The 25,010-nt window shown below is 58.9% G+C and carries 30 protein-coding genes; 20 read left to right on the top strand and 10 right to left on the bottom strand.

Features of this window, described 5'->3' with window-relative positions; genetic code table 11:
- Window positions 1-22: 22 nt before the first annotated feature.
- The 5 genes from KLP40_RS14460 (at window position 23) to KLP40_RS14440 (ending at window position 3,818) form a co-directional block, all read left to right on the top strand.
- Window positions 23-1,666: a class I SAM-dependent methyltransferase gene (locus tag KLP40_RS14460; protein WP_215594548.1), complete on the top strand. Its 1,644-nt coding sequence runs from the start codon at window positions 23-25 to the stop codon at window positions 1,664-1,666.
- Window positions 1,667-2,104: 438 nt separating this feature from the next.
- A complete protein-coding gene (locus tag KLP40_RS14455; RefSeq protein ID WP_215594547.1) occupies window positions 2,105-2,467 on the top strand; it encodes a hypothetical protein in 363 nt (120 codons plus the stop codon).
- Between the two features lie 44 nt (window positions 2,468-2,511).
- Window positions 2,512-2,865, top strand: a complete 354-nt coding sequence (locus KLP40_RS14450; RefSeq protein ID WP_215594546.1) for a hypothetical protein — start codon at window positions 2,512-2,514, stop codon at window positions 2,863-2,865.
- A 21-nt stretch (window positions 2,866-2,886) separates the two neighbouring features.
- The gene (locus KLP40_RS14445; RefSeq protein WP_215594545.1) at window positions 2,887-3,132 is read left to right on the top strand and encodes a hypothetical protein; all 246 of its coding nucleotides are present in this window, start codon (window positions 2,887-2,889) and stop codon (window positions 3,130-3,132) included.
- Window positions 3,129-3,818, top strand: a complete 690-nt coding sequence (locus KLP40_RS14440; protein WP_215594544.1) for a sce7726 family protein — start codon at window positions 3,129-3,131, stop codon at window positions 3,816-3,818. Before KLP40_RS14445 ends, KLP40_RS14440 begins: the two co-directional genes overlap by 4 nt.
- Before the next feature lie 112 nt (window positions 3,819-3,930).
- Here KLP40_RS14440 and KLP40_RS14435 read toward each other — a convergent pair whose 3' ends face one another.
- Window positions 3,931-5,445 carry a tetratricopeptide repeat protein gene (locus tag KLP40_RS14435; protein WP_215594543.1) on the bottom strand — a complete coding sequence of 505 codons (1,515 nt, stop codon included), beginning with the start codon at window positions 5,443-5,445 and terminating at the stop codon, window positions 3,931-3,933.
- A 161-nt stretch (window positions 5,446-5,606) separates the two neighbouring features.
- Here KLP40_RS14435 and KLP40_RS14430 point away from each other — a divergent pair, with 161 nt between their 5' ends.
- The 4 genes from KLP40_RS14430 to KLP40_RS14415 all read left to right on the top strand — a co-directional run bounded on the left by KLP40_RS14430 (window position 5,607) and on the right by KLP40_RS14415 (window position 8,351).
- Window positions 5,607-5,924, top strand: a complete 318-nt coding sequence (locus KLP40_RS14430) for a hypothetical protein (RefSeq protein WP_215594542.1) — start codon at window positions 5,607-5,609, stop codon at window positions 5,922-5,924.
- Between the two features lie 12 nt (window positions 5,925-5,936).
- Window positions 5,937-7,640, top strand: coding sequence for a UvrD-helicase domain-containing protein (locus KLP40_RS14425; protein WP_262898951.1), 1,704 nt, complete (start codon window positions 5,937-5,939; stop codon window positions 7,638-7,640).
- 120 nt (window positions 7,641-7,760) lie between these two features.
- Window positions 7,761-8,015 (top strand): hypothetical protein, encoded by a 255-nt coding sequence (locus KLP40_RS14420; RefSeq protein WP_215594540.1) that lies wholly within the window; start codon window positions 7,761-7,763, stop codon window positions 8,013-8,015.
- Between the two features lie 24 nt (window positions 8,016-8,039).
- Window positions 8,040-8,351: a hypothetical protein gene (locus KLP40_RS14415; RefSeq protein ID WP_215594539.1), complete on the top strand. Its 312-nt coding sequence runs from the start codon at window positions 8,040-8,042 to the stop codon at window positions 8,349-8,351.
- A 276-nt stretch (window positions 8,352-8,627) separates the two neighbouring features.
- Here the strand turns inward: KLP40_RS14415 and KLP40_RS14410 are convergent, their stop codons facing one another.
- From KLP40_RS14410 to KLP40_RS14400, 3 genes are read right to left on the bottom strand one after another with little or no spacing between them, the layout of a single operon-like run.
- On the bottom strand, window positions 8,628-9,041 hold the full coding sequence (locus tag KLP40_RS14410) for a hypothetical protein (protein WP_215594538.1): 414 nt from the start codon (window positions 9,039-9,041) through the stop codon (window positions 8,628-8,630).
- A complete protein-coding gene (locus KLP40_RS14405) occupies window positions 9,038-9,226 on the bottom strand; it encodes a hypothetical protein (protein WP_215594537.1) in 189 nt (62 codons plus the stop codon). Before KLP40_RS14405 ends, KLP40_RS14410 begins: the two co-directional genes overlap by 4 nt.
- A 4-nt stretch (window positions 9,227-9,230) precedes the next feature.
- Complete coding sequence (locus tag KLP40_RS14400) at window positions 9,231-9,968, bottom strand: hypothetical protein (protein WP_215594536.1); 738 nt, start codon at window positions 9,966-9,968, stop codon at window positions 9,231-9,233.
- Between the two features lie 249 nt (window positions 9,969-10,217).
- Here KLP40_RS14400 and KLP40_RS14395 point away from each other — a divergent pair, with 249 nt between their 5' ends.
- The 4 genes from KLP40_RS14395 (at window position 10,218) to KLP40_RS14380 (ending at window position 11,789) form a co-directional block, all read left to right on the top strand.
- The gene (locus tag KLP40_RS14395) at window positions 10,218-10,454 is read left to right on the top strand and encodes a hypothetical protein (protein ID WP_215594535.1); all 237 of its coding nucleotides are present in this window, start codon (window positions 10,218-10,220) and stop codon (window positions 10,452-10,454) included.
- Window positions 10,455-10,478: 24 nt separating this feature from the next.
- Window positions 10,479-10,784: a hypothetical protein gene (locus tag KLP40_RS14390; protein ID WP_215594534.1), complete on the top strand. Its 306-nt coding sequence runs from the start codon at window positions 10,479-10,481 to the stop codon at window positions 10,782-10,784.
- Between the two features lie 166 nt (window positions 10,785-10,950).
- The gene (locus KLP40_RS14385; RefSeq protein ID WP_215594533.1) at window positions 10,951-11,256 is read left to right on the top strand and encodes a hypothetical protein; all 306 of its coding nucleotides are present in this window, start codon (window positions 10,951-10,953) and stop codon (window positions 11,254-11,256) included.
- A 26-nt stretch (window positions 11,257-11,282) separates the two neighbouring features.
- Window positions 11,283-11,789 carry a carboxypeptidase regulatory-like domain-containing protein gene (locus tag KLP40_RS14380; protein WP_215594532.1) on the top strand — a complete coding sequence of 169 codons (507 nt, stop codon included), beginning with the start codon at window positions 11,283-11,285 and terminating at the stop codon, window positions 11,787-11,789.
- Between the two features lie 124 nt (window positions 11,790-11,913).
- Here the strand turns inward: KLP40_RS14380 and KLP40_RS14375 are convergent, their stop codons facing one another.
- The 5 genes from KLP40_RS14375 to KLP40_RS14355 form a co-directional block, all read right to left on the bottom strand.
- The gene (locus tag KLP40_RS14375; protein ID WP_215594531.1) at window positions 11,914-12,612 is read right to left on the bottom strand and encodes a hypothetical protein; all 699 of its coding nucleotides are present in this window, start codon (window positions 12,610-12,612) and stop codon (window positions 11,914-11,916) included.
- 638 nt (window positions 12,613-13,250) lie between these two features.
- The gene (locus tag KLP40_RS14370) at window positions 13,251-13,400 is read right to left on the bottom strand and encodes a hypothetical protein (protein ID WP_215594530.1); all 150 of its coding nucleotides are present in this window, start codon (window positions 13,398-13,400) and stop codon (window positions 13,251-13,253) included.
- A 173-nt stretch (window positions 13,401-13,573) separates the two neighbouring features.
- Window positions 13,574-14,728, bottom strand: coding sequence for a hypothetical protein (locus KLP40_RS14365; protein WP_215594529.1), 1,155 nt, complete (start codon window positions 14,726-14,728; stop codon window positions 13,574-13,576).
- Entirely contained in the window at window positions 14,728-16,671 is a 1,944-nt protein-coding gene (locus KLP40_RS14360; RefSeq protein WP_215594528.1) for a prenyltransferase/squalene oxidase repeat-containing protein, read from the bottom strand. Before KLP40_RS14360 ends, KLP40_RS14365 begins: the two co-directional genes overlap by 1 nt.
- Before the next feature lie 87 nt (window positions 16,672-16,758).
- Entirely contained in the window at window positions 16,759-18,045 is a 1,287-nt protein-coding gene (locus KLP40_RS14355; RefSeq protein WP_215594527.1) for a tetratricopeptide repeat protein, read from the bottom strand.
- 377 nt (window positions 18,046-18,422) lie between these two features.
- On the opposite strand from KLP40_RS14355, the gene KLP40_RS14350 reads away from it, so the two are divergent.
- Together KLP40_RS14350 and KLP40_RS14345 are read left to right on the top strand one after the other, a co-directional pair.
- Window positions 18,423-19,259: a hypothetical protein gene (locus KLP40_RS14350; RefSeq protein WP_215594526.1), complete on the top strand. Its 837-nt coding sequence runs from the start codon at window positions 18,423-18,425 to the stop codon at window positions 19,257-19,259.
- A gap of 11 nt (window positions 19,260-19,270) precedes the next feature.
- The gene (locus KLP40_RS14345; RefSeq protein WP_215594525.1) at window positions 19,271-19,885 is read left to right on the top strand and encodes a hypothetical protein; all 615 of its coding nucleotides are present in this window, start codon (window positions 19,271-19,273) and stop codon (window positions 19,883-19,885) included.
- Between the two features lie 247 nt (window positions 19,886-20,132).
- Here the strand turns inward: KLP40_RS14345 and KLP40_RS14340 are convergent, their stop codons facing one another.
- Window positions 20,133-20,828 carry a hypothetical protein gene (locus KLP40_RS14340; RefSeq protein WP_215594524.1) on the bottom strand — a complete coding sequence of 232 codons (696 nt, stop codon included), beginning with the start codon at window positions 20,826-20,828 and terminating at the stop codon, window positions 20,133-20,135.
- Between the two features lie 136 nt (window positions 20,829-20,964).
- Here KLP40_RS14340 and KLP40_RS14335 point away from each other — a divergent pair, with 136 nt between their 5' ends.
- The 5 genes from KLP40_RS14335 to KLP40_RS14315 form a co-directional block, all read left to right on the top strand.
- Window positions 20,965-21,405, top strand: coding sequence for an HNH endonuclease (locus tag KLP40_RS14335; protein ID WP_215594523.1), 441 nt, complete (start codon window positions 20,965-20,967; stop codon window positions 21,403-21,405).
- Between the two features lie 161 nt (window positions 21,406-21,566).
- Window positions 21,567-23,219, top strand: coding sequence for a ParB/RepB/Spo0J family partition protein (locus KLP40_RS14330; protein WP_215594522.1), 1,653 nt, complete (start codon window positions 21,567-21,569; stop codon window positions 23,217-23,219).
- On the top strand, window positions 23,198-23,476 hold the full coding sequence (locus tag KLP40_RS14325) for a hypothetical protein (protein WP_215594521.1): 279 nt from the start codon (window positions 23,198-23,200) through the stop codon (window positions 23,474-23,476). Before KLP40_RS14330 ends, KLP40_RS14325 begins: the two co-directional genes overlap by 22 nt.
- 20 nt (window positions 23,477-23,496) lie before the next feature.
- Window positions 23,497-23,913, top strand: a complete 417-nt coding sequence (locus KLP40_RS14320) for a hypothetical protein (RefSeq protein ID WP_215594520.1) — start codon at window positions 23,497-23,499, stop codon at window positions 23,911-23,913.
- Window positions 23,914-25,010: DNA cytosine methyltransferase (locus tag KLP40_RS14315; protein ID WP_215594519.1), on the top strand; the 1,097-nt coding region annotated here is incomplete at its 3' end.

Below are 25,010 nucleotides of genomic sequence, written 5' to 3'. Positions count from 1 at the left end.
GTCGCTTTTTCCCGTTTTGCGCATGTTTCATCCCGAGTTCTTTCCGACCCCTGCCGCCGTTATCGAAAAGATGCTGGAGCCCTATTTCGAGCAGCGGGAGCGCCCGTTTCCTCACCAGGTACTGAACCTGAGCGGTCGGACGATCTTTGACCCCGGCGCCGGCAGCGGGGCCCTGCTGGAGTTCGTAGAAAAGCGGCTGAACAAGAACTACTACGACCGGGGCCAGGCCAAGCTGTATTGCTGCGAAGTGGACCCGGACCTGAAAGCCACGCTGCAGGGCAAGAATTACCGCCTCGTCGGGGAGGATTTTCTAACCTATGAGGGGGATACCATCTTCGACCTGATACTGATGAATCCCCCCTTCAGCTGCGCCGATAAGCACATTCTTAAAGCCTGGCAGGTGGTGGGGGCCGGGGGTGACGTGGTGGCGCTGTGCAACTCGGAAACCCTGCGCAACCCCTACACCAAGACGCGCCAGCAGCTGGCCCGCCTCATCGAGCAGTACGGCCAGAGCGAGGAGCTGGGCCAGGTGTTCCTGCAGGCCGAGCGCCCGACCGATGTTGAGGTAAGCCTGATCCGGTTGAAAAAGCCCAAGCAGGAAAGCCCGTTCGCGTTCGAGTGGGAAAGCAAGGGCCGGGAAAAGCACGCGGAGCTGGGCGAGCACCTGTACCAAGACCAGGTGGCCACCCGGGACGTGATTGGTAACATGATGGTGCAGTTCGACCAGCTGAAGGAGCAGTTTGTGGCGCTGCTAAAGGCCATCGACGGCATCAATTTCTACGGCAAAGGACTGGTAAAAAGCGAGTACCGGTCGGCCTGGGAAGTGGCGCAGGAAGTGGTAGGCAAGCGCACCAGCCGCGGCAGCTACGCCAGCTGCTACAATGAGTTTACGGAAGCCATGCGGCAGGAAATATGGGGGGCCATCTTCGATAAGCTCCACATCAAGAAATACCTCACCCAGAAGGTGCAGGAGAACTTTACCGCCTTTGCGCGGGCCCAGGGCTACATGGAGGTTACCCACGAAAGCGTCTGGTCGCTGATGAGTATGGTAATGGCCAACACCGGTACGATCATGAAGGAGGCCGTGACGGATGTTTTCGATGAGTTTACCGCCTATTACAAGGAAAACCGGGCCTATCAGGAGGGATGGAAAACCAACTCCCGCTGGAAGGTCAATCGACGAATCATCCTGCCGTACTGGGTGCAGCTGTGCAAACACATGGACACGTTTTCCGTTTCGCGCCATGGCCAGCTATCAGACGTCGATAAGGTCATGTGCTACCTCACCGGCCGCGACTATGAGCAGTGCTACACGATTGCCCAGGCGCTGGAAACGCGCTTTCGCAACCTGGGCCGGGTGAGAAAAGGCAGTTTCTACAACGAGTGCCAGAGCGAGTTTTTTAACATTCGCTTTTTTAAGAAAGGCACCCTTCATCTCGAATTTCGGTCGGAGTTCCTTTGGCAAGAATTCAACCTGGCGGCCTGTGCCGGCAAGCAGTGGCTTCCGGAGCCGGAAATGAGGGCGTATGAGCAGCGTACGCGCAGCCCGTTTGCTCCCGAGCCCGAGCCGGCGGCCACCCCGGCCCCCGAGTTGGCCCCCGCGCCCGTTGTACGGCGGCTGGCCGGCCCCGGCACGCAGCTAAGCCTGTTGGACCTGGCCGCCTGAAAAACTACTGCTCCGCCGGCAGAACGGCGGAGCAGTAGTTTTTCACCGATGCAGAACGACTTAAGCCGGCTGAATCCTCCGCCGCAAAAGTAGCAATTCGGGCAGAGGTAGGAAAGCTCATTGATAAAAAATATTAACTTTGGATTAACTAAATGCGATATATGAAACACGTTTTACTGCAACTGTCGCTGGCCACCCAGCCAGCCCCTTCCTTCCCTACCGCCCCGTTTTATTCAGCTCAGAGTTACATCGTGCCTGACTGCGCGTAGGTGTTGCCGGCGCCATTGCATGCCGTTGAGCCCACTTGTTCTGAGTTTTTTCATTCATGTGGAAAGTCTTTGTGCTTACGCTGGTGGGTGCACCAGCAGATGGAGGCACGGTTTGACAGGTGTGATGCGTGCGTTTTCAAGTACATCTTCCATTTCATTTCAACACATCATGCGAGCTTCTGTATCAATCTTGTTAGGGTGCGCCTTGGTATTGGCTTTATTCAGCCTGTTTTGCTTCTTCTTAAGGCCTGCAAACGAATCTAACGACGCAGCAAAGGCCATTCACGGGGCAGCACTCAATGAGGATGCTGACATCGACCAAGCGGTTATACCAACCCCCACTGACCGTCCCAATAGCTCACCCTACGGGCGTGGGTTTATCATCGTGCACGGTACCAATGCTGACTCTGTAAGCGCGCAGATAAACCGGCGGATTGACCAGGGCTTTGTTTTAGAAGGGACGTTGTTTACTGAACGGATTGGGCCAGCTGGCTTTGAGTATATCCAAGCAATGAGAAGCTACGGTAACTGATGCCAGGCGTGTTTCCTGTACCGAAGATGAAGTAAGAGGTCAGCATGAAAAATCTGCTTACCACCATTCCCCAGCGGGGCGAATTGCGGCACTGGGCGGACGTCGAGAAGATTCTGCAGGGCTGCGACAGCGAGGACGATTTCTGGAGCTTCAGCTGTCGGCACTATCCCAAAGAAAGCGGGCCCGGCCAACTCTGTTTCATGATCCACAGCGGTTTTGTGCGGGGCTACTTTACCATCCTGGATTTCTCCGATGAGGACATACTCAGGCACGGAGCAGATCAGGAAAACCCGGCCATCATAAGTGGTAAAAAAGTAATCCTGGCCGTATGGCGGCCTATTTCGCCAATAGCTCATACTGGATTCCAGGGCTGGCGCTACACCGACTTAAAGCCTTAACTCACCAGTAGCGTTCTTTTCATGGATAGCAAGCAACAGGAAACCCTGCTGGATCAGGGCTACATGCTAATTGAGCCGTTTCACACCAGTAGTATTGAGCGCAATCAGCAGAACACGGGCACCGTACGGGTGTATAAACCAGTCATCCGGGCCAAGTATGGCCAGCGCAGAAACTGGTACGTGCTGCAGCGCGGGTTTGCGACTGAGCAGCAACGGGATGAGCACCTGCAGCGGCTACTGAAGCTGCCAAAATATGCGTTGGGATGAATGACAGCGAAATTCGGCGGCAGCTATACCCCCAGTTAGCCGGCGGCGTCCACATTGACGAGCTAGACACCGGGGCAACCCGGGCCGACGTGGTGCACATCACCAGCGAGAGCATGCACTGTTACGAACTGAAGGGAGACGGGGACACGCTGAAGCGGGCCGAAACGCAGCTATTCTACTACGCTCGGGCCTTTGATTATGTCACCTTTATCGTAACCGAACGGCACCAGCAGCGCCTGCAGCAGATGCTGCCGGCATGGGTCGGCATCACGGTGGCCAGTGGTGCCGGCCTGGTGCCAATACGAGTAGCACAGGTAAGCCCGCTACGGGAACGGGGGCCGCTGGCACTGCTGTTGCTGGGCTCCGAAATCAAGCAGTTTTTGAGGGGCCGTGGGGAAAAAGGGCTGAGTAAGCTGCGGGACTTCGAGCTGAGCGCCTGGCTGACGGCGGCCGACCACATTCCCCTGGAGGAAATCAGCCAGTATGTCCGCCGGCAGCTCATCGAGCGGCTGCCGCAGCGGCTCCGGAGGCGGGAGGTCCGCCGGCAGCTGGCCCGGGACCAGCGGGCCGCGCGCCAGGCAAACCGCCAGGATCTGCAGCAGAAGATGCGCCAGTGGGAGCAGGATGAGCCGGAGTGGTACGCCCAGCACCGGGCGTATTACGAGGCAGAATTGGCGCGCATCTGAATGCGGCACCTATATTGCCCCGGTTATCAGTGGTGATGTACTGATGACGGAGAACCAGGAACCCGCGTCTCGAAAGAGGGCGGGTTCCTGCGCGTCTGGCCCCGGGCCTAGCCTACTTAACCCCTACCGCCCTTTCCTGCCGCCGCAGGATGTTCACAATCAGGTCCCAGAGGTGTTCGTACGGGATGATCTCAATTTCGCCGTACGCCTGGCCAGGGTGCGGGGTAGCTCGAAGCCGTTCCAGCAACGGCTGGGCTTTGGGAGCCACCCGGCGCATATCAAAACCTTCCTTCATGCTCATGAAAATGAGGCGGAAGAATAATTGGGTGCGCAGCGTGGCGGGGTCGCGCAGGTGGCGCTGCTCATACTTGCGCAGGGCGTCCAGTCGGGCGGTGAACCCGTCGATGTCGCCTGTATTAAGGAAGTAGAGGAACTGCAAAATCAAAATAGCCACATTCTGGCCCTGCTTGTCGCGGCTATACGACGGCACTTTTTGCACGAACTGACTAAAGGCGCGCATCTTTAGCGGGGAAATGGCCGGCTTTATGAACTGCAGGTAGGCTTCGTACAGCTCCCACCGCTGCTGCGCGGCGTCCCGCTGCTTATTGAAGTAAGGGTTTTGGTGGGCCTGCTGCAGTAAAGCCAGGGCGGTGCTGTAATTGTGCGCGTGGATGGCCAGCAGCAGATAGGTTTCTAGGAAATAGAACCAGTTGCCGGAGGAGTAGTGGAAGTTTTTGAAATATTCTTCCGCCAGTTGTAAGCCTTGTTCCGCCTGCTTGTTGTGCAGGTGGGCAAACACGCTGATATAGTTGTTGAAGCGCTTATCGAGCCGGCGCAGATTGATTTTGCCTTGCTGGCACAGCTGCTCAACCTCGGAGGTGAGGCGGATAATCTCGGTATAGTTACCCTGCAACTCCTCCTTCATGAGGCGGATCGTGTACAGCGGGTGAAACGTGTTGTAGCTGTTTACTTCCTGGTGAATTGCTTCTAGGCGCTCAATAATCTGGGGCAGCTGGTCTAAGATAAACCGGCGGTATTGCACCTTATCGTTGAGTGCTATTTTGCACTCGACGTACAGTTGCTCCGCTTCGTTTTCCAGAAGTTGTTTGGCCAGAAAGTCCTGCAGCTGCTGATTCACCCACCGGAAGCGAGCTGGGTTATTCATCTCCACGTACAGCTTGCGCAGGATGGTAAAGCCCAAGATGCTGTAGTGCGTGAATTCGGCTTCTTCTGCGAGGCGCAGGGCTTTACGGAATAGCTTCTCGGCCAACTTATATTCCCCCTCCCCAACGAGAATCTTTGCCTGGTGCAGCGTGCTCAGACATTTCTGATCATATTTCTTCACAGCCAGGTGGCGCGGGTCGGACTGGTCAAGAAAGTAGAGCTGATTCAGTAATTTCTGCTGAACCCGGGACTTAAGCTTTCGGAAAGAAGCAGCACTTTTTGTATCCGTTCCGCCATACAAGCCCTTTACCAGCTGCGTCTGGGTGATGACGGTAGGGCTATCCAACATCCGGATTAACCGAAAATCCTTGCCAGGACTACTGCTTTCGCTGAAATTCAGCAGCGGCAGCGTGTCCAACCGGCGGTCCGTGACGATTTTAACTAAAGTCTTCAGCTCTTTCATCTACATGCTGACCAGGATACAACCGGGCAAAATTACGCGACTATTCTGGTGAGCTGGGCCGGGCGGTAGGAGGAGGAACCAAGGGCAAATTATTCCCCTGTTAAATATGAGTTTATTATTACATTTTGTTTAACTTTATATCCCCACTCTAACGTCTCATTATGGATTACGCGCAGCGATTAGTCGCCGATGCAGCCACGGCTGCACTTATTGCCCAAGGAGCTATTGTAGCGGAAGGCAAGAACATCTTGTTAGGGAACCAGATTACGGGGGAGCTGGCTGATACCATCCTGCGAACTGTGCCGGCCCAGCGCGAAGATGAACAGGGGGCTGGAGTCTATATCGGCACCCACCAGGGTAAGATGCTGGTGTACATCCGAGACTGGGGGGAGTTAGGCCTGTACTGGGCAGCGGAAGCCGCGCCGGAATATTATGAGTTCCTGGAGAGCTTGCGAGGTATGATTTCTAAAACTGCTTGAGGTCGGAAGCACATGCAGCTTACTGAAGAACAGAAAAATATCGTTGCGGCAACCGGCAACTTGAAAATCAACGCCGTAGCCGGGTCTGGCAAAACGACGACGGTTGTGGAGTATGCGCGGCGGCAGCCCGCTGCGGCGCGGATTCTGTACCTGGCGTTCAACCGGACCGTGAAGCTGGAGGCCCAGCGCAAGTTTGCCGCGGCCGGCGTGAGCAATGTGCAGGTGGAAACGGCCCACTCGCTGGCCTTTGGCTACGTGGTAAAGGGGAGCAAGTACCGCTTGCACAAGACAGGCTACCGGGCCTACGAACTGGTGGAGCTGCTGGAGCTGCCCAAAGGCACCGGGGCCGAGCGAAATCAGGAATACGTCCTGGCTAGTCACATCAACAAGTACGTGGCGTATTTCTGCAACATGCCGGCACGCAAGGTGACGGACCTGGATTACCTCAGCACGGTAGCCGATGCCAAGGCGCGGGAGTTTGTGCGGGAGCATCTGCCGACCATTACCACGTTTACCCGGCAGATGCTGGCCATGATGGAGCGGGCGGAAATCGAGATAACCCACGACTTCTATCTGAAGAAGTTCCAGCTGCTGGAGGTCCAGCTTCCGCACCACTACATCTTGTTCGATGAAGGACAGGATGCGTCCGGCGTGATGCTGGACGTCTTCCTAAAGCAGCAGGCGACGAAAATTCTGGTCGGTGACGCCCATCAGCAGATTTACGGCTGGCGTTTTGCGGTTAATTCCTTGGAAAAGGCCGATTTTGCCGCCCTGCAGCTGAGCACCAGCTTCCGCTTCGGGAACTCGATTGCGGCCCTGGCCTCCCGGGTGCTGAGCTGGAAAACCGAGTTGGGGGAAACCCAGCCGCTGCAGGTGCTAGGGGCGTCCAGGGCGCCGGAGCGCAGCCAGACGAAAGCTGTTATCGGCCGCACGAATTTGGCCCTGCTGCTAAAGGCAATCGAATACTTAACAGCCCACCGCAACAGCCTGAAGGCACTTTATTTCGAGGGGAATATCAACTCCTACACCTACGCCGACGAGGGAGCCAGCCTGTACGACGTGCTGAGCCTCTACAACGGCCGCACGGAGGGTATCCGCGACCCGCTGATTCGGCGGATGAAGAGTCTGGATGAGCTGTCGGAGTATGCCGAGCAGACGGAGGATGCGCAGCTGCTGATGATGATTCAGATTGTCGAGGAGTACGGCAACCAGGTAATCAGCCTGATTGAGGAGTTGAAGCGCCGCCACGTTGCCGACGGGGCCCGCGACGAGGCCCAGCTCTATTTCTCCACGGTGCACCGCTGCAAAGGACTGGAGTATGACCAGGTGCAGCTGACCCCGGACTTTATCACCCAGTCGAAGCTGAACAAGTACATCGAGCAGTTTGAATTCGAGGAGCCCACGGCCACCGAGCGGGGCAAGGTGATGGAGGAAATCAACCTGCTGTACGTGGCCCTGACCCGGGCCCGGCACCGGTTGCATCTGCCGGTGGACTCTCTGCCGGCCGGATTCGTGCTGGGACCGGAAATCAGTCTGAGCTACGGGACCGGGGGCACCGTGCTACTCCCCTCCCCAACGCCAGCCGCGGCCGTCGATGCGCCCCTGGGCAAAACGGTAGTAAGCAGTAGCCCACGGCAGGAAATACCAGCTGAGCAGGCATTACACGCGCGGTTGGCAAAGCTGCAGGAACGGTTAGATAAAGACTCTCTCTTTTAACGGCTCACAAATGAAAACAGCAGCAACAGTACAGCTGGAGGAAATCATAGCTGAAGAGAGTGCCAAGCAGCAGTTGCATAAAAACCAGGAAAAGCATACCCCATGCAGCTGATACGGATTTTGCGGCTGCTCTACGGCCGGCAACTGCTGCAGGGATGGTCGAACAAGCATGTGGGTCTGCTGGCCTCCGGCATCAGCATTATCGTGCTGGCCAGCCTCCCACGTCAACTGCTGAACCTGCCGGCTTACTGGCTGACGTGGACAGCCTGGACTGTGTTGCTGCTGGGAAACTGCTGGATGACGGGAGTAGCCCTGTGTTTGTGGCGGGATTATCTATTGCGCCTGCAGGGACGCGGCGCGCAGAATTCAAATTGAACACCTTACAGTTTCTGACTCAATATGGCTGCCATCGGCGTAAATACCCCAGTAGTTCCGTTCAGCAACGGCACCCAGGCCGAGTACTGGCAGGCTACGAACTGCCTGCGTTGTGCTAAGTACGCCGAGGAGCAGGAGTACGGCGCTTCCCAGGATCTGCGCGCCGGCGGCTGCGCACTGGCCATGCGGGTAGATCTGGGTTTTATATCGGGCGAAATCCCGGCCAAAACGGCCCTTCGTATCGGGGCCAGTAACTTTCGTTTAGCTCCCGAAGGGGAGCGTGGTTATTGCTCGATGCCGTCAACGTGCGCCGAGTTTAGGGCTACGCAAGAGTAGTAAGCTGTCATGCCCATCGAACCCGGCCAGGAGGATAATCTGTATGCTCACTACTGCAACTGCTGCGGGGATGAGATGCTGCATTTCTGTGAGGTTGAGGGCGAGTATCCGCTTTGTATTCTTTGGCAGCTGCAATGCGGCGAGTGCGGAAGCATTTTTCTGGCTTGGGAGGATCGAGGAGGTCCAATTCTTTAAATGCGGGTGCCAACAGGCAGAAAGCATGAAGGGGCGTTGTGCATCGTGCACAACGCCCCTTTCAAGTGCTAAGGACCGGGTTCAGGCCCTGGTAGCCCGGTTTAGCACGTACGCTGCCGTCAGGGCTATCAGCGACACAATGAACGTCGTGACGGGGATAAGTGCCACCGCCGCCGCCAGGTTAGCGGGCCGGTGCAGGAACACCCACCACTGCGCAACCGTCGTGGTGATAATGGCCAAGCTAAAGCAGTGGATCTGCAGGGCCCAGGCCACCGGCCGGCCGGCAATGTCCCGGCGCAGCTGCTGCACCCAGAATACGAAGATGCAGAGCGTGGCCATGCTCAGGGCCAGGCTCGGGGAAAGTGCCGACGAGCCCGCCAGCCGGGCCGACGTGTGGAGCCCCTGAAACCAAATACCATCAATCAGTGCACAAAGCAGAAAGGCGATGCCAATCAGTAAGGCAGCCCGGGAGAAATTCAGAACAGCGGTAGTCATACGGAGCGGTGCTTAACGGGCGCCGGCGACTTACGCCAGCCGGCGTACCAGGTGCGGAATCGAATTAGAATGGCCCCCAGGTAGCGCAGCACGCGCAGGGCAGCGTTGAGCAGCAGGGCCAGCACGATGCCCGCCAGCAGAACCAAAACTGGTATTGGGGTGGCGGTGATAGCAGCAAGTACCATGAACTTATTGCTGAACGTGGATGCGGGTAGTCGCCACGAGCTGGCCCTGCCGGTCAATGAGCCGCAACAGGTACAGGCCTGGCTGCGCGGGTGTGGCCACGCTTACGCCGTTTGGCCGCGCTTGCGCAGGAGCCGGCAACAGCTGGCCGGCGGCGCTGACCCAGCTGGCCGTGAGCTGCTGGGTTTGCGGGCCGATTACCTGCACGGACTCCCCTGGCCGAACCGGGTTCGGCCAGGCATTCAGCGCGACGGACGCAAGAGGTGCGGCCACGTCGAGCGTCGGCGAAGCCAAAACGGTCGTCGCGGAGGAGTTCAGTACCACCCGCAGGCTTTTGACGGGTGGCGCAAACAAGGGCTGCGCCTCACTCCCATTGTACTCGGTTATCTGTACCTGGTACCAGCTGGCGTTGACCAGGCCTGCGAGGACTACTATATCCAGGGGAGTGTTAGCCACAACCCAGCCCCCGCCGGCTTGCGGGCCAGCGCCGTAGTCGGCCGAAATTGGATAGGCCACCGAGTCGCGGGGCTGCAGCGCCAGTGGAGCCGCTGTGGGCGAACCGACCCGTACCATGCTAATAGTCCGACCGATGCCATCACCAGGCGTAAAATTCAGGAGCAGGGCCGTGCCGGTAGCCGCCCCCACCACCACGTTTTTCGCGGGTTGGGTAGGGCGCTGAGCCTGCGCAGAGAAGCTGACCAGCGCGGCCGTCAGCAAGGGGAGCAGGGGCAAAATTCGTTTCATGGATAGGAGATTAAATGGACAAGTTGAATAAAAGTAATACCTCATTTATATATTAACTAAAACTAATCGTAAGTTAATATTATATAATGCCCTGATTTATAAGGGGGCGGTGGGGAGGAAAGGGGGAGACAGATGAAAATAGATGTTGTTTTGATTTAATAATTGAATCAAAATATGATAGCTTGCCGTATATATACTTAGAAAGCAGGGTGATACTGCCTCATTTCCACCACTTCTTCCCAACTGCCCATGAACTCCGAAGCCAACCGCGTGCAGGCCATCCAGTCGCCGGCCTACCAGTTCCAGGTAGTGTACCACAAGCTCTTCCTCAGCGGCCCGAAACAGGGCCAGCAGGAGGAGGCAACATTGGAATATGTGGAGCGGGAGGATGCTGACCGGGTGTTCAGCTTCTTCGACGGTGAGAAGGTCAAGGACCAGCAGGGAAGTGAGTACCAGGTAATCATGCAGGAAGTACGCCCGCTTTAAGTATCCACCTCATTCCTTTTCACTATGAGCCTTTACCGCTCCCGCAATCAACCCAGGGCCTCGTTTATCTACGACATTACCGAGGACGGCATTATCTGCATTACCGACCAGGACCAGGGCCGAACGGTCACGAATGACATTCACAACGTGCTGGCCGATATCAGCCAGGAGGAAAACCGGCCCCTTTCCGGAATGAAAGTGATTTACCGCGACTCCAGCGGCTGCTGGGACCAGGTAGAGCTGACGTCGGCGGGCGAGTTCCGCGACTTTCGCTCGGTCAACAAGTATACGCTCGACGACGCGTTGGACGTGGTACGCGGGCGTGAGTAGCGGTGCACACGGTGGCGGACCCATCAAAACCGAGGCCTTCTGGTCCACCGACTTGGGTTGCCTGGTCCGCATCCACAGTGGGCCATCGAAACAATGGCTTTACCTAACCGTCGAAACCGGTCCCCGCGCGCCAGCGTGCGGGGACCTGATGGTGACCCAGCGCACCATGAACAACCGGCCCGACGGCTGCGCCGTGCAGGCCGAGAACCGGACCCGCCAGACCCGGGCGTTACCCAACCTGCTGCAGGATGCCGGGCTTAGCTGCTGGCAAACCCCGAAGGCCCGGCGCTGGAGCTTTGCCAAAACCAAAGCCCGGGTACGACTGGACTATGATACCCGGCGGGGCACTCGCCGGCCAGTATCCGGACCACCCCAGCCGCAGCCCCAGCCCCAGCGCGCACCGGTGCGCACCATCAGTGTGCAGCTCGACTTGTTTTCCAGTATTCATCAGCCACTGGCCCAGGCAGCGTAGCTGCACCCTACTCCTATAGTCGTGGTGTGCTATTTGCTTCCGTAGCCGGTGAAAATTGCCTCAATACTTCACGTACTCTGAAATCCATCTTTGTAATGCGTATCGTACATAACCATCAGCTTCGTTCCGCAATTTTCGGTTTCATTTTGAGCAGCCTGACTCCCTTTATGGGCCAAGTAGCGTGCGCTCAGGACACGCCGGTACTCACGGCCTCCAACACGGGCAAAGTATCCCTCACGGGCGTTGTATTCAGCAGTACCGGCCAGCCCCTGGCCGGCGCCACGGTTGAGGTAAGCGGCAACAAACTCAGCACCGCCAGCACCAATTCGGAGGGCTTTTTTCTGGTGCCGGTCGAAGCCGACGAGCCCATTACCCTGGTTGTATCCTTTCCAGAGCACCAACCCGAACAGGTGGAGATCAAACGCCCTTCGGGAGAAAGGAACTTGGTCATCACGCTGCAAAGTCAGGGCAAACAGAAACTTAAAGCCCTCCGGGCCCGGCAGAAGCAATTTCAGCGGAACCCGACCCGGTAAGTACGTAGGTCAGAAAGCGAAAATCCCCGCCAGGAGCGGGGATTTTCATTACGGGCGGACTTAAACACACCTGCTGCCGCCCGACCTTTGCAACGGGTGCAAGATAGTATTGGTTACTAAATCACTACGCGGCCGGTTGAGTGGATTCAGTCTCAGTCGTGGTAGCTGGGGTAACTTCAGCCGCTTCAGCAGTTGCTTTGCGCAGCTGCATGCGCATCAGCTCATCATTGACAGTCTGCATCTCGTGCCATTTGCGAATGCCGTAGCGCAGGGCCTTGGCACTGATGAACACGAGGCCCAGCCACAAGGCGGTTATGGCGCCCAGGTAATACGAATTCTGCTCCAGCAACTGACTTTGCTCACCCAGGCGAATAGCTTCCTCGTTCGACTTCTCCACGACCTGGTTGAGCGCCTCCAGCTTCTTGTTGAAATTGGCGGCGCTTTTCGCCTGCAGCTTGTCTAGATATTCGTTGTACTTCGACTCATCCGTGAAGTGTATGTTGTCGAAAGTGACGCTGAATTCTTTCATGGCCGGCCATCCCTGCTTCTTGGCTAGCCTATTTGCCAAGGTTCTGACCTGACGCATAGCTTTCTGCTGGGCCGAGTCGAATTTCATCTCTCGAAGCAGCTCTTTACGCTCCCGCTCTGTAATGGCCTGCTTATGCTCGTATAGTCGGATGGCAGTAGCATATTTAATATCCAGCTGGCTGGTTTTCTGCCACTGGTTCACGAAGAGGACGGAGCTGGCCAGGATTGCCAGAATGGAGCCGATAGTTAAGAACTTATAGAGGGTTTCGGTAGGAATGCTGGTAACGGGGACCATGCCTGCAGGAGTCGGTGAAAGAAAGACCAAATTAGGCAAATCCCAGTCGACGAGGCCAAGGGCAAGTGCCCATCAGCGAGTTGCAGCACTATCGGCCGGGTGGTCGAATGAGGCGGGCGGTTGGGGGATGTAGGCCGGCGAGGCAGCCCCGTAATACGCGGGGCTATGTGTGGGACCATACCTGGCCAGTAACCAGATAAGGCCAGCAAATGCGCCGGCATATAGCAAGAATCTTTTCATGGCGCTGTGCGAGCAGATGGGCAGGTAGGGAAAGGCGTAAAATCAGAAAAAGCACCGGACCACAGACCGGTGCTTTTTCTATCCTGGCGGGCAGGTCCTGACCACAACCACGTTAAGGACCCGCCCACGGAGGACCTTAACGGTCCTTAGTTTTGGGTGGCAGTGGGTTGAGCGACTTCCCGGTCACTGTTTCCCCAGCTCGACCAGTATTGATTTTCGAGGCGGGCGGGGAGTTCTTCCGTAGAGAACTGGTTTGTAGATGCGTCCATGAGATAAATGGAAAGTGAAACTGAAAAAATGAATCTGCCTGCAGCAGCTACACGGGCCGGCACCGGTGACTGAACAGAACAGGGTAAGCGTACTCGTGCGCCGTGGGTCCTAACGGGCGGTAGACTGGGTTATACCTGACGAGGGCCAGGTACTTCCTCCTTGGTGGTATCCAGGGTGGAATCCCAATGCTGGTTTTCGAGGCGGCCGGGCAGTTGCTCGGTGGAGAACTGGCCGGCCAGCTGCTCGGCAGCGGGTTCGGGGCAAGAGGTTTTACTCATGCTGGGTAGGGAATAGGTGAAACAATGGCGGGCGCTGATCAGGCAACTGGCCGGCCTACCCGCTTTAGGCCAGGGCTGCATCATGGGAACAACGGGACTGCAACCGGCCACACGATGAATAAAAGTAGTTGATCTAATAACTAAACAAAAGATAATTTTTAATTAGACAATAATTAAACTTTGTAAACGTCCCTGATTCGGTCCGCAGCCCGCTTTCCCCAGGCGTACAGCTGGCGGGCCAGCAGCAGGCAAAACAGTAGCGCCGGCAAATCCCCGGGGCTGAGCTGCGGCCACTGACCGGCCAGCAGTTGCCGCCCGGCGTGTACCAGGTGCGCCGGCAGCAGCGGCAGCCGATGCCCGTACCGTATCAGGGCTAGGGCCAGCAGCACGCCCGTTGACAGGGCATTGGCCACTCCGTACGCCAGCAGCCAGCCCTGGGCCCGCGTACGGGGCCATTGTCCCTTCCGGGCCGCCTGCAGCTGCGAGACGGCATTTTCCAGCAGCAGCGGATTACCGGTAAAGTCAGCCAGCATCCAGTACCCATCGTGGCGGCTGAAAATATTGAACTGCCACCAGGCCAGGATGATGATGGTAACCACCGCCGGCAGCAGCCCGGGCCGGTGGCCCAGGGTCGCCACGGCCGCCAACAGCAAGGCAAACGTCAGCTGCGCAATGATGCCCCCCGCGTTGGCAATGAGCCGCTGCGCCGGCAGCGCCTGCCAGATAGCCGTTACGTCGGCGTAGAAGGCCGGCAGCAGGTACAGGTAGAGGCCCACGCCCACGCCCCCGTGGCGGATGCCTACCCGGGAGCAGGCGGCAATGTGGCCCAGCTCGTGCACCAGCGACGAGAACAGCACCAGTCCCACGAGCAGCCAGCCCTGGGCCGGGGCCATGCCGGCGGTCGAGTTTGTAGCCTGCCAGGCTACGCAGGGGCTCAGCACTAACAGGGCGGGCAGCAACCAGCGTACGACCCGGCTAATCAGCAGCGGCTTCAGCCCGACGGCCAAGCGACCAGCCACCGCCGGCGACAGCAGCTGCCAGCGGACTGGCAGCGCATCGGGGGGCATTGGTCGAGGGGGAGCGGCGTCATGGGCCAGTACACCCAGGCCGGAGAACTGTGCAGTAATCAGGTTGGAAAACTCTTCAGGAGAGTAGGCAGCGCTGAATTCCGCATTGAAGCACTGCAGGGCCGTATCCGGATTGGAATGGTGCAGCAGCTGGAGCAGGCGGTAGCTATGGCTGCTGAGCAACGCATGACGGCCGCTGGGGGTGCGTAGTACCCAGCGGCCGTCTCCGAATGGTGTGATTTCAATTTCCGGTACCAGCATCAGGCCGCTTGTTGCACTACCTGCCAGCAGTGGTAAGCCCGCAGCGCCCGGCACGCCGCGGCCGTGGTCAGCACGCGGTTGTGGTCAGCCAGCAACACGTTGAAGCCGAAGGGGGAGACTTTCCAGCGCGTTTCCGAGGTCAGCTCCCCGCACGCCGGTTCCGGCAGGCGCAGCAGCGGGGACGCCAGCCAGCTCCCATCGGTCCGCTGTTGTCCGATCAGCCAGGCCGCGGCCGCTTCAGCCGCCGGCAGGTTTTCCGCATCGGGCGTCGCGGTCAGGGCCTGGAGCGCCAAAGCCGTGTAAAAGGCGCTGGGCTGACCCAGAACGTACCAGGAGCCCTCAAGCGACTGGCTGTTGCGGAGCCAGGCGCAGGCACGTTCAATGGCCGGCCGGTAGACAGAATTATCCTGCAAGGCCAGTACCGCAAATGCCGTACTCAGTATCTCACTGGACCACCAGTAAGCCTGCCAGCGGCCATCCGGCAGCTGCTGACTCAGCAGCCACGCGCAGGAGGCCGTATATACACCCGCGCAGGCAGGAAACCGGCGGAGCGCCCACGCGTTCAGGGCTGTGGTGCAGGCGTGGGCCGCCGTCCAGCCGCTGATATCCCTTTCTTCCCCACCGCCCAACTGCCGACGCACGGCGGGCACGTCACGGTAAGCCACCCAGCCACCATCCGCGTTCTGGTAGTCCAGCCAGGCCCGGGGAGCTGAATCCGGCTGATGGCCGCTGCATATTTTCTGCAGCGAAAGACCAAGGCCCAGCGAGAGGCCGGGCAGCAGGCCCGCTGGCTGCTGCTCGATCGGAAACAAGCTATCAGACGCTTCCACGACCAGGGCCGTATGCCGGTCCTGCCCCTCGCTGAGCAAGGCCGCGGCGAAGGCCGTTACCAGGTACTGCGTATCCGCTTGATCGGTGAGCAGGTCCACCCATCGGCTCTGTGGGCTGCGGCTGCCACTGAGCTGCTGTTTACCGCGCCCTACGGCGCCAGGTATCAGCGAGGGAGTAAAGCAGGGGCGGTCGGGAAAAAATAGGTGGAAGCTTTTCAGCTGACGTTGGGCATGAATGTCGGCGTGCAGCGAGGCCTGGTGCTGCTGCCGGCGCGCACTCATGCCCAGCTGGCCGGCCACGGCGGTTAGCTCCGGTAGCCGCAGGTCCTGGCCTATCTGCCGGGCCAGGTCGAAATGGTGCTGAGCGCGTCCGTACAGGGCATAGGCCGTGCGCGAGGAGTGGAACAGTAACTCCAGTTCATGCGGGGCCAGCGCGGGCGCGTCGGCCCCGGCCTGGGCCCGGTATACCTGGTAGGTGAGGTAGTGGGCGAACGTGTATTGCCCGTTGGCCAGATCCTGCACGAAATCGTCCACGTCGTCGAGACACTGCAGGCCGATGTGGACGTGCCGCAGGCAAGCCAGGAGCTGGGAGCTATGTTCAGGCTGGCCGCTGAGTTCTTCCAGGGCATGTACCATGGCAAAGCAAACGGCGGACTTGCCGGCGGCCAGTTCCTCGAACATGGTGGCCGTGATGGGTGGGCGGGTCGCAGCCAGCCGCTTTTCCTGCCGGTTGCTGCCGGCGTACTGCTGCTTGCACCGGTTCAGGTGGGCCCAGAACGGGGCCGATTCCGGAAACAGGGAGCACAAGCCCCGAATGGCCGCCTCGTATACCGAACAAAATTCAATCATCCGCTCGGTTTCCTCTTCCGGGCGAGTCGTCGAGGCCGTCTGATCAAGCATCTGATCGAAGGCCACCAGGAATCGGAAGTAGAAGTACCCGAAGACGGAGAGCTGTTCCAGCTGCTCCGGACTAACCAAAGGGTAGGCGGGCGCCAGCAAGTGCGGTAGCCGCAGATACAGGGCATGCTTTCGTAATACGGTGGGGCTGGTCAGCTCCTGGCGGAGGCCGGCGCTGACGGGGAGCTCGCTGACGATGCGTTCGAGCAGAGACATGATAATGGCATCAAGGTGAGGAATGCGGGCCACCTACCATTCGGTAGGGTGCTACGACAATGGCACAGGACGGGGCAGGAGCGGATATCAGCGGGCGGAGTAGCTGGCGGGCGCGGCGTCGGTCAGGCGGGTAGCTCGATGCTGACGCAGAAAGGCTTTCGCCGTCGAATACATGGAGGAAGAACGGTCAGCCTGCTTCAGCACCGTCTGGTAGTAGTGGTGGGCGGCGCGCAGATCCTGCTGGGCCTCGGCGATGCGGCCAAGGTTATAATTGGCGTAGAGGTAGTACCCGCCCTTGGTCATCTCCGTCAGCTCGGAGAACACAATGCACCGCTGGTAATAGTCGCGGGCCTTCGACAGGTTCTTGTATTTGGTTTGCTGGACCCAGCCCAGGTAGTAGGTGGCATACCGGCCGCTGAAGGACTCGTAGCCGGCTTGGCCCTGGTTCAGCTTGTCCAGGATGTTGAGGCTGACCCGCTCGCACTCCCGGAACTCGCCCTGATTGAAGCACAGCAGCGCATAGTAGCGCTGGAAGTAGGCATTGTCGGGATACGTGGTCACCAGCCGGCGCGCGATGCGCAGGGCCCCGGCCTCGTCGTTCTCTTTGGGGCTGGCCAGGATCTTCATCAGGAAAAAGCTGGCCTCAGCCCCCGTGTAGAATCCGTTCTCCGACGTGGAGCGCAGCTGCTGCAGGCCCAGCGTACGGTTGCCCTTCGGGAAGAACAGTAGAATGGGCCGTAAAAAAGGGTAGTCGTCGGCCACCGATACGGCGTAGTAGTTGAAAAGGGCCGTGCCGAAGAGGAATTCCGGACTCAGACCGTTGGCCTGCTGGCTGCGTTGCACGTATTCCAGGGCGCGTTTGCTGTAAACTGTGGCCTTACGTAGGTCGTGCCGTTCCGCGTGCAGGCGGGCGGAGAAGCCGTAAGCGGCCGAGAGCAGGAAGCTGGCTTCAAAGTTCGTGTCATCCGCCTCGTACAGCCGTTCGCCCTTCGCAATGGCCGTATCCATGTAGGCGTAGAACACCTTATCAAACTGCCGGTTGGTGACGTTGCTGGGCATGATCTTCCACCACTGGGTGAGGCCCATCAGGAAATAGGGCATCGGGTGCTGGGGGTAGCGCCGGCGCAGGCTTCGAAATTGCTTTTCCGCTCGGTCGTAGTGGAAGTTGTAAAGGTTGTGCATGGCGCCTTCCAGCTCCAGCTTGATTCCTTCATCGAGCAGCAGCCACCCTTTCGTATCGGCCGCGGCCGGGGATACGTCCACGTTGGCCAGGTGCACCTGGCGGGTGGTATCAATTGCGGGAGCGTGTTGGGCAGGAGCCTGCAGAGCGCACAGTAGTCCGGCCAGGGCGAGAGTGTGACGAATGAAATGCACGGGAAACAATGGAATAGTGAAACAACACGACGAAAGCGGATAGGTGTGCGTGCTGGAGGCGGAAGGGCACTTTAGCGCAATGCAGAAAAAGTGCAATAGGAGCAAAGAAGGGCCGAGACCCACGAAGCGAACGGCTGCAGAACTTTACCGCCAAGTGAAAATCTGCGGCAAAACTATTCAAAAACTCGCCTAAAAGTAATATTTATTTCCTGTAGGCAAGGCAAATGGCCACTGCTGAATCCGTAGAGGCAGGTCCGGCTTTCTGAGTAGCTGTACGGGGGCAAGGTACAAAGTGTTGTAATCCATTACAACACTTTGTACCTTGCTTGCGTACTACATCCTGAGTCCGCTACTGGACATCTTAATTTACCCCATCCATGGCTACCGATAGTGTACTATTTGAAACCTACCCTTTCCCGGATGAGCGGGAAGAGCGTTGGCTGAGCCGTATTCTGCTTAGCCGGACCAGTGACGGGGCCATGATACTGGTCCTGGCCGAGCGGCCCCGAGGAGTTGACGGCCGCCACGCCGGCGAGGCTCAGTTGCCGGCGGTGCTGGAGGCCCTGGCCACCAAACTCGGGCAGGACTTCGACTTGAGCGGCCAGCCACTGCAGCTGTTGCTAAGTGAGCAGCCAATCCAGGGTGGCTTGGTTCGCCTCGAGCAGATGCGCCAGGTGTTCTTTGCCAGCACCGAGCGCCAGGAGTTCAGCTTGCTGCGGTACCGCCGGCCAATTCTGCAAGCGGCCGGTGAGGAGCTGCGCCAGGCCTGGCCGGACGTCTTCTTACCAGCCGCCGTATCTTCGGGACTTATCCCACTGCTCATGCCGCGTAAACAAGTACCTCATCAGAACCCAGCAAGCCTGCAGGAAATGCCAGACCTGGAAGCAATTCTGGTCGCCCACCGGGTATCGCTGCGCAAAACGCGCGAGCAGCTGGGCATAACGGACATGCGCACGTTGAAATCCCGTCTGGCGGAGCCTGGGCGCCTGACCTGCACGCAGATTGAGCAGTTGGCGCAGCTGCTTAACCGACCTGCCAGCGAGTTGCTGGAATGGGTGCTGACCGTAGCCCTGCCACCTACGGAGATGACACAGCTGCCGCTGCAGGGCCGGGAGTTCACCTGCGCTCAGTTGAAGCTGTTTGGCGAACTGGTCGGCATCCCAGTGGACCAGTTATTGCAACGCGTTTTGAACGTCCATATACTCTCTGCTTAACGTCTAATTCCATGTTGACTTATCTGCCTTCCGACACTTCCGCCGAAAACCTCCTGCAAGTGGGCCACCCCTATCCGTATAAGCGTCCGTTGAGCTTGCCGGCCGGCGAGGAAGGGGCCATAGCCTATCTGCCGATAGAAGATAGTGAGACGTTGCTGCAGGTGGTGTATTTCACGCCGTTGCCCGAGGAGGATAAAGTGAGCTGGGCAACCCACGACTTGAACATGGTCGTGTACCAAGGCAAGCAGAAACTAACGCACCTGGTACTGCAGGTGGAAGGCATGTGCTGCTTTGATGCAATCCCCCGGCTGCCGGTGGAGCGGGATGAGCATCTGGAGCGGTGGATGACCAGCGAGGGCTGCAACGTGCTGCTGATCCTGGTAGATACCAATACCGGTCGGGTGAGCGCTTTACGGGAGGTAACGGCCGGGGCGGAATGGGCCGGGGCGTTGCGGGCGGCCGTGCAAAAGCAAATGGAGGAGCTGCCAGCCGCTTTGTTGCCATTAGCGGTGGTGGAAGATTCTGTCCTGCCCCTGTGGCAGATGATGGCTGCCTCAACCATCCACCTGAACTCCAGCCCGCTGCAACGCCCGTTGCCTCCGCTACTACGAACGTCTTTTAATTAATAAGCCACGTCTTCCCACTTTGCACGAAAAGCCCCGCAGCAGACATGCGGGGCTTTTGTAGTTTGCTTTGGTTGTGGAAAAGGGCGTAGGTGCGGGGATCTGGGAATAGTTCTTACCGGTCTTCAGCGGTGCTGAATTCCATTGCTGGATGTCTGCTCCGGTGCGACAAGGTAAGCTGATTGCCTGGAACCCCGGGTACTCGTTTGCTCCCATTATGCTTTCCCACGTTCCCAATTTGGGGCTGATTTTACACCTTTTCAGCTACTTTTTTTTTACTCGATGCGTTCTGAGGGCCCTTTTTTTCCAGCATTTCGAGCACGGTATCAATACCCGTGCGACGCAGGAAAATTCGATTGCCGGTCTTAACCAGTTCGTCAATTGTGTAGGGTCCGGCCAGGTATTCCTGAAAAAACTCAGTCGGCAGCACGTAGCTGATGTAGTAGGCGCCGGTATTCAGATGCTCATAGACTCCGTAGCGGCTTTCCCTGGACGTGAGCAGCTTTAAATCCAGCATGGAAAGAGAAGTCGGCACCGGCACCGCGGACAGCTGGATGAACTGCTGATATTGATCCTTATTCGCGCGAATAATGCCCCACCACGAGGTAGCCAGCGAGGCCCATGGTACGGCCTGCTCATCAGGCTTGCGTACCAGGTACTCGGGTTGCATAATCCCTTCCAGAATCCAGCCCTCTTTCGGCCAGGTTGGAATCCATAGCTGCCCGGACAGCTGATCAAGCTGGGCCGGCAACGGGCCATTGTTAAAAATATCCAGCCACAGACCCGGCTCCGCTTCCATCTGCCAGCCGGCCATCGACACAAACGGACGAGGCGGGCTGTCCAGCACCAAGTAACTGGCGAAGGGGAGGCCCGCGGGGGCATCTGACTTTTTAAGGCTGTAGCATATTGTATTATAACTGGTTCGATAACCGGATAATGGAGCCATAAAAGAGCGGAAATAAGGGGCGGTTGGGAGAAAGGTAAGGTTCGGCAAAATACAACTTATTTTGATATAATTATTGAATCAAAAACACGGCAGTAAACGTATAACCTATTGTAAGTCAAACAATAAAGATTTTATTATGAAAAAAAATACCGCCTCCGCCCCCGCCGCCGCCGCCGCTTCGTCCACTCCCGTATGGCACGGCATGAATTGGATTAGCCAGCATAAGCGCCTGGCTATCTACCTGCGCGATGGACTGGCCTGCGCCTATTGCGGTGCCGGCGTAGAATCCGGCGTAAAACTGGCCCTTGACCACATCGTGCCCCGCAGCCAGCCGGCCAGCACCCACAAGGCCACCAACCTGATTACCTGCTGCATGAAGTGCAACACGGCCCGAGGCGACCGGGACGTAAGCCTGTTTGCCGCCCGCGTGGCTGAACGTATCGGCGGCGATGCCCAGGAGATTGTTGGCCGGGTGGAACGCCAACGCGTAGCCCCCCTCGACACGGAAGGAGCCCGGCGCATTATGGGAAGCAGGACGTGCAAAGCGGTACTGGAAACTTATACCGAGGGGGCCTAGCCCCCTATTTTTTTCTCTCCCGGCGCGAAAATCGGGGCGGTTGGGGAGAAAATTTTTAGGCGGCGAGATACTGAAAATAATCTGTTTTTTGATGCAATTATTGAATCAAAATAGACGTTATCAACGTATAAATACTAAACAACAACTCAATAATCAGCACCATGAGCGCAGCACCTCTTTTGTTGACCGAAGGCACCGAAGCCGAAGCCGTGATGAACGTAGTACGGGGCGACGAGGCCCAGCCGGAGGCGGTTCAGCCCGCCGAGCAGCCGACCCGCGCCGCCGCCGAATTGCTGGACGTACCCCTTTCCGACGTGTACCTGCCGTTCAACTACCGGGAGCGGCGCGAGAAGCTGAACCGGGCCGACCTGGAATCGTTGGCCGAGGGCATCCGCGCAACGGGTGGGCTGATTCACGCCGTGCCCATGCGCCGGTTGCCGGAGCCGATTGAGGGCAAGAATTACGCCCTGACTGCGGGCTTTAGCCGCTTCGCCGCCCACGAGCTGGTGCTAGAGTGGCCCACGATTCGGGCAATGGTGCTGGATATGACCGAGCAGGAGGCCGAAGCCGCCCGTATCGTGGAGAACCTGCACCGCAGCAACCCCCACCCGCTGGATGAAGCCGCCGCCGTGGCCCAGCTGCTGGCCGGGCGCGAGGGGGAGCCGGGCCGCACGTATCAGGAAGTCGCCGCCATGCTGGGTAAGGACACCCGCTGGGTGGCCCAGCGGCGCGGGCTGACGGAGCTGGCCGCTGAGTGGACGAAAGGCGTGTATGACGGACTGGTAACCCTGAGTAGCGCGGAGGAACTGGCCCGCTGGCCCCTCGACGTGCAGAAGCGGCTGTTTGACAAGTGGGGCGGGCGGTACTCGCTGCAACATTCCAGCCTGAAAGGGTGGTTGGAGCAGGAAAACCGGGTACTGTCGGCCGCGCCGTGGCCCTTGTCGGATGCGGAGCTGGTGCCGGAGGCCGGGGCTTGCAGCAACTGCCCCAAGCGTAGCGGGTGCGCTACGGTCCTGTTTGCCGAGCTTGCCAAGAAAGACAACTGCCTAGACGCGGCTTGCTGGAACACGAAGCTGACCGCCGAAATCAGCCGCAAACAGCAGGAACTCAGCACCGAAGAACAGCCCGCCGTGCTGCTGAGTAATTTTTACTACGGGGATAAAGGGCTGGCCCCGAGTAAGTACGAAACGACCCGCAAGAAGAAAGAAGGCGTGTGGGGCGTGTATGTGGATGGGCCGAAGGCCGGGCACAAGCAGCGTGTGATTTTGCAGGGCGTTGCTGCGGTAGCCCCCAGCGGCAAGGCCGTAACGTCCAACCAGCCCACGCGGGGCGAGGTGATGAGGGAAAACCGCCAACGCCGGGCCACTACCGAAATGGAAAAAACGGTACTGATGGAACGGATGCTGGCCGGGATTACCAACGAGGACGCGGCAGTTTCAGCGGAGCACATTACCGGCATTCTGCGGGTGGTAATCGACGACAAGTTCCGCGCCCGGCGCGGCACGATGGACGAGCAGACCTTACAGACCCTGATTGATACGTTCGGCTGGGAGAAGCGCACCAAAGAGGAATATTCCGAGCGCGACTGGATGACCAACCAGATTAACCGCACTTGCCAGACGCTGGATTCGGCCATGCACCTGCTGATGTGGGCCATGATTACCCACAACGCCGATTTGGAATACGAGCAGAACCAGCAGGACGTAGCCAAGCGCATGAAGGTGGCCGCAGTTCAGGACGGGTTCAAAGAGCAGCTACAGGAGCGGTTGGGAGCCATCTACGACCTGACTACGTGGAAGCCCAAGAAGAAGTAAGCCAGCACCCCGCCCGGCCCTCAATGGGGGCCGGGCAACAGGGGGAGCTTTTCGCCCTACCGCCCCCTGTCCCTGCCCACGAGCGGCCCCGACCTCTGCCCCGCTGCTGCCCCCGCCCCCGCTGGCCGGACCAGCAGGCCCCCGCCCATCCTGACGACCAGCAGGACGCCCGCGGGCTGGAAGGCATAGAGCGCAATTACGGATGGTGCTGCCCGGTGCATTACGTGCGCTACCTCCGCTGGAAATACGATTTGTAACCCTTTATCCCCCATTGCCCATGTTACGTGCCTCAACCCTACCCGCTTTCAGCGTCACCGTTCACGGTGTTTCATTCTGTGTATTGCTGGCCGGTGGCAGCCGCCCTGCCCATCTGCGAACCAAAGGCCGCACGGCCGCCCGGCAGGCCGTGCGCCGCGAGGGAGCCGCCCAGTCCCTGCGGGCTGAGCTGGGCCGCTGGCAGGATGAGCACCAGCAGCTGGAACACGTCAGCCACGTAGAGTTTCACCGCTGGCAGAACTGGCGGCGGCACCAAGCCCGGCAGATTCGCCGGGTGCGGGCGTTGTTGTGGGAATTGTCGGCCGACCGCCTCGGCCAACTGGCCGCCCGCTGGCACCAGGTGCGCCGGGGATGGAGCATCGACCAGCTGGTAACCTGGATTGCGGCCCCGGCCGCGGAACTGCAACTGGCCGCGTAGATGAAAACCCTGACCATTTCTCACCTGAAAGGGCTCGAAGCGGTGGCACAGCTGCTACGGGCCGGGTTCCGCTTACGGCTGCACGACCACTACGGCGGGTGCGGCGGGGGCAGTCTGGGCCTGAAGCGGGCGGGTGGCTACGACGTGGCCGCCATGCTGAACCACAACGCGACGTGCGTGGCCACCCACAAAGTCAACAACCCGACTACCCGCCACTTCTGCGCGGACGTGCGGGCGACCAATGAGTTCGACCTGGGCAAAGCCGACATTATCTGGGCCTCGCCCAGTTGCACCCACCATAGCATTGCCCGGGGCGGCATGAGCTGCGACGAGCAGGAGCGGGCCCTACCCGAGGAGTTACCCCGCTTTGCGCTGGCGGCCGATGCCAAGTGCCTGATGATTGAAAACGTGAAGGAGTTCCGCAACTGGGGCCCGACCGAGCCCAAGCGCGACAAAAAAGGGCATATCGTGTACCGGAAAGGAGCCGATGGAAAGCCGGAGCCGGTGTACGTGCCGGTCAAAAGCCGGAAGGGCGAGTATTACCGCCGGTGGGTGGCCACGCTCAAAGGCATGGGGTACGTCAACTACGAATGCCGCCTGCTCGATGCGGCGAACTACGGCACCCCGCAAAGCCGGGTCCGGTACTTCGGGATTTTCACCCGCGCCGGCATCCCTATCAGCTGGCCGGCCCCGACCCACGACCGGCACGGCAAAGGCGGGTTGCCCCGCTGGAACGGCGTTGAACAGTGCCTGGATCTGGAGGATACCGGCCAGAGCATCTTTACGCGCCGGCAGCGCGGCAAGAAGGACTACGCGGATGCCACGCTGAGCCGGCTACTGGCTGGAATCCGGAAGCTGTTACTCCCAACGGCCCAACCGGCCGAGGCAAACGGACTATTCACGCAGGGCCTCCAACAGGATAGTCACTGCCGACCCCAGCCGCTGCAGCAGTTCCTGTATCAGAATAACGGCACCCGCGCCGGCGACAAAGCCGCCCGGTCCGTTCGGCCGGTGTGCCGGTACTCCCCCACCGTGACCACCAACGGCGGCAACCTCTTCCTGGCCAGCGTGCAGCTGCTGACGACCTACTACAAGCA

Origin of the sequence: Hymenobacter piscis, assembly GCF_018760735.1 — a bacterium.
In the GTDB taxonomy this organism is placed as follows: domain Bacteria; phylum Bacteroidota; class Bacteroidia; order Cytophagales; family Hymenobacteraceae; genus Hymenobacter; species Hymenobacter piscis.
The sequence above is the reverse complement of the archived record's forward strand: the minus strand, read 5'-3'. Positions and strand labels throughout refer to the sequence as shown.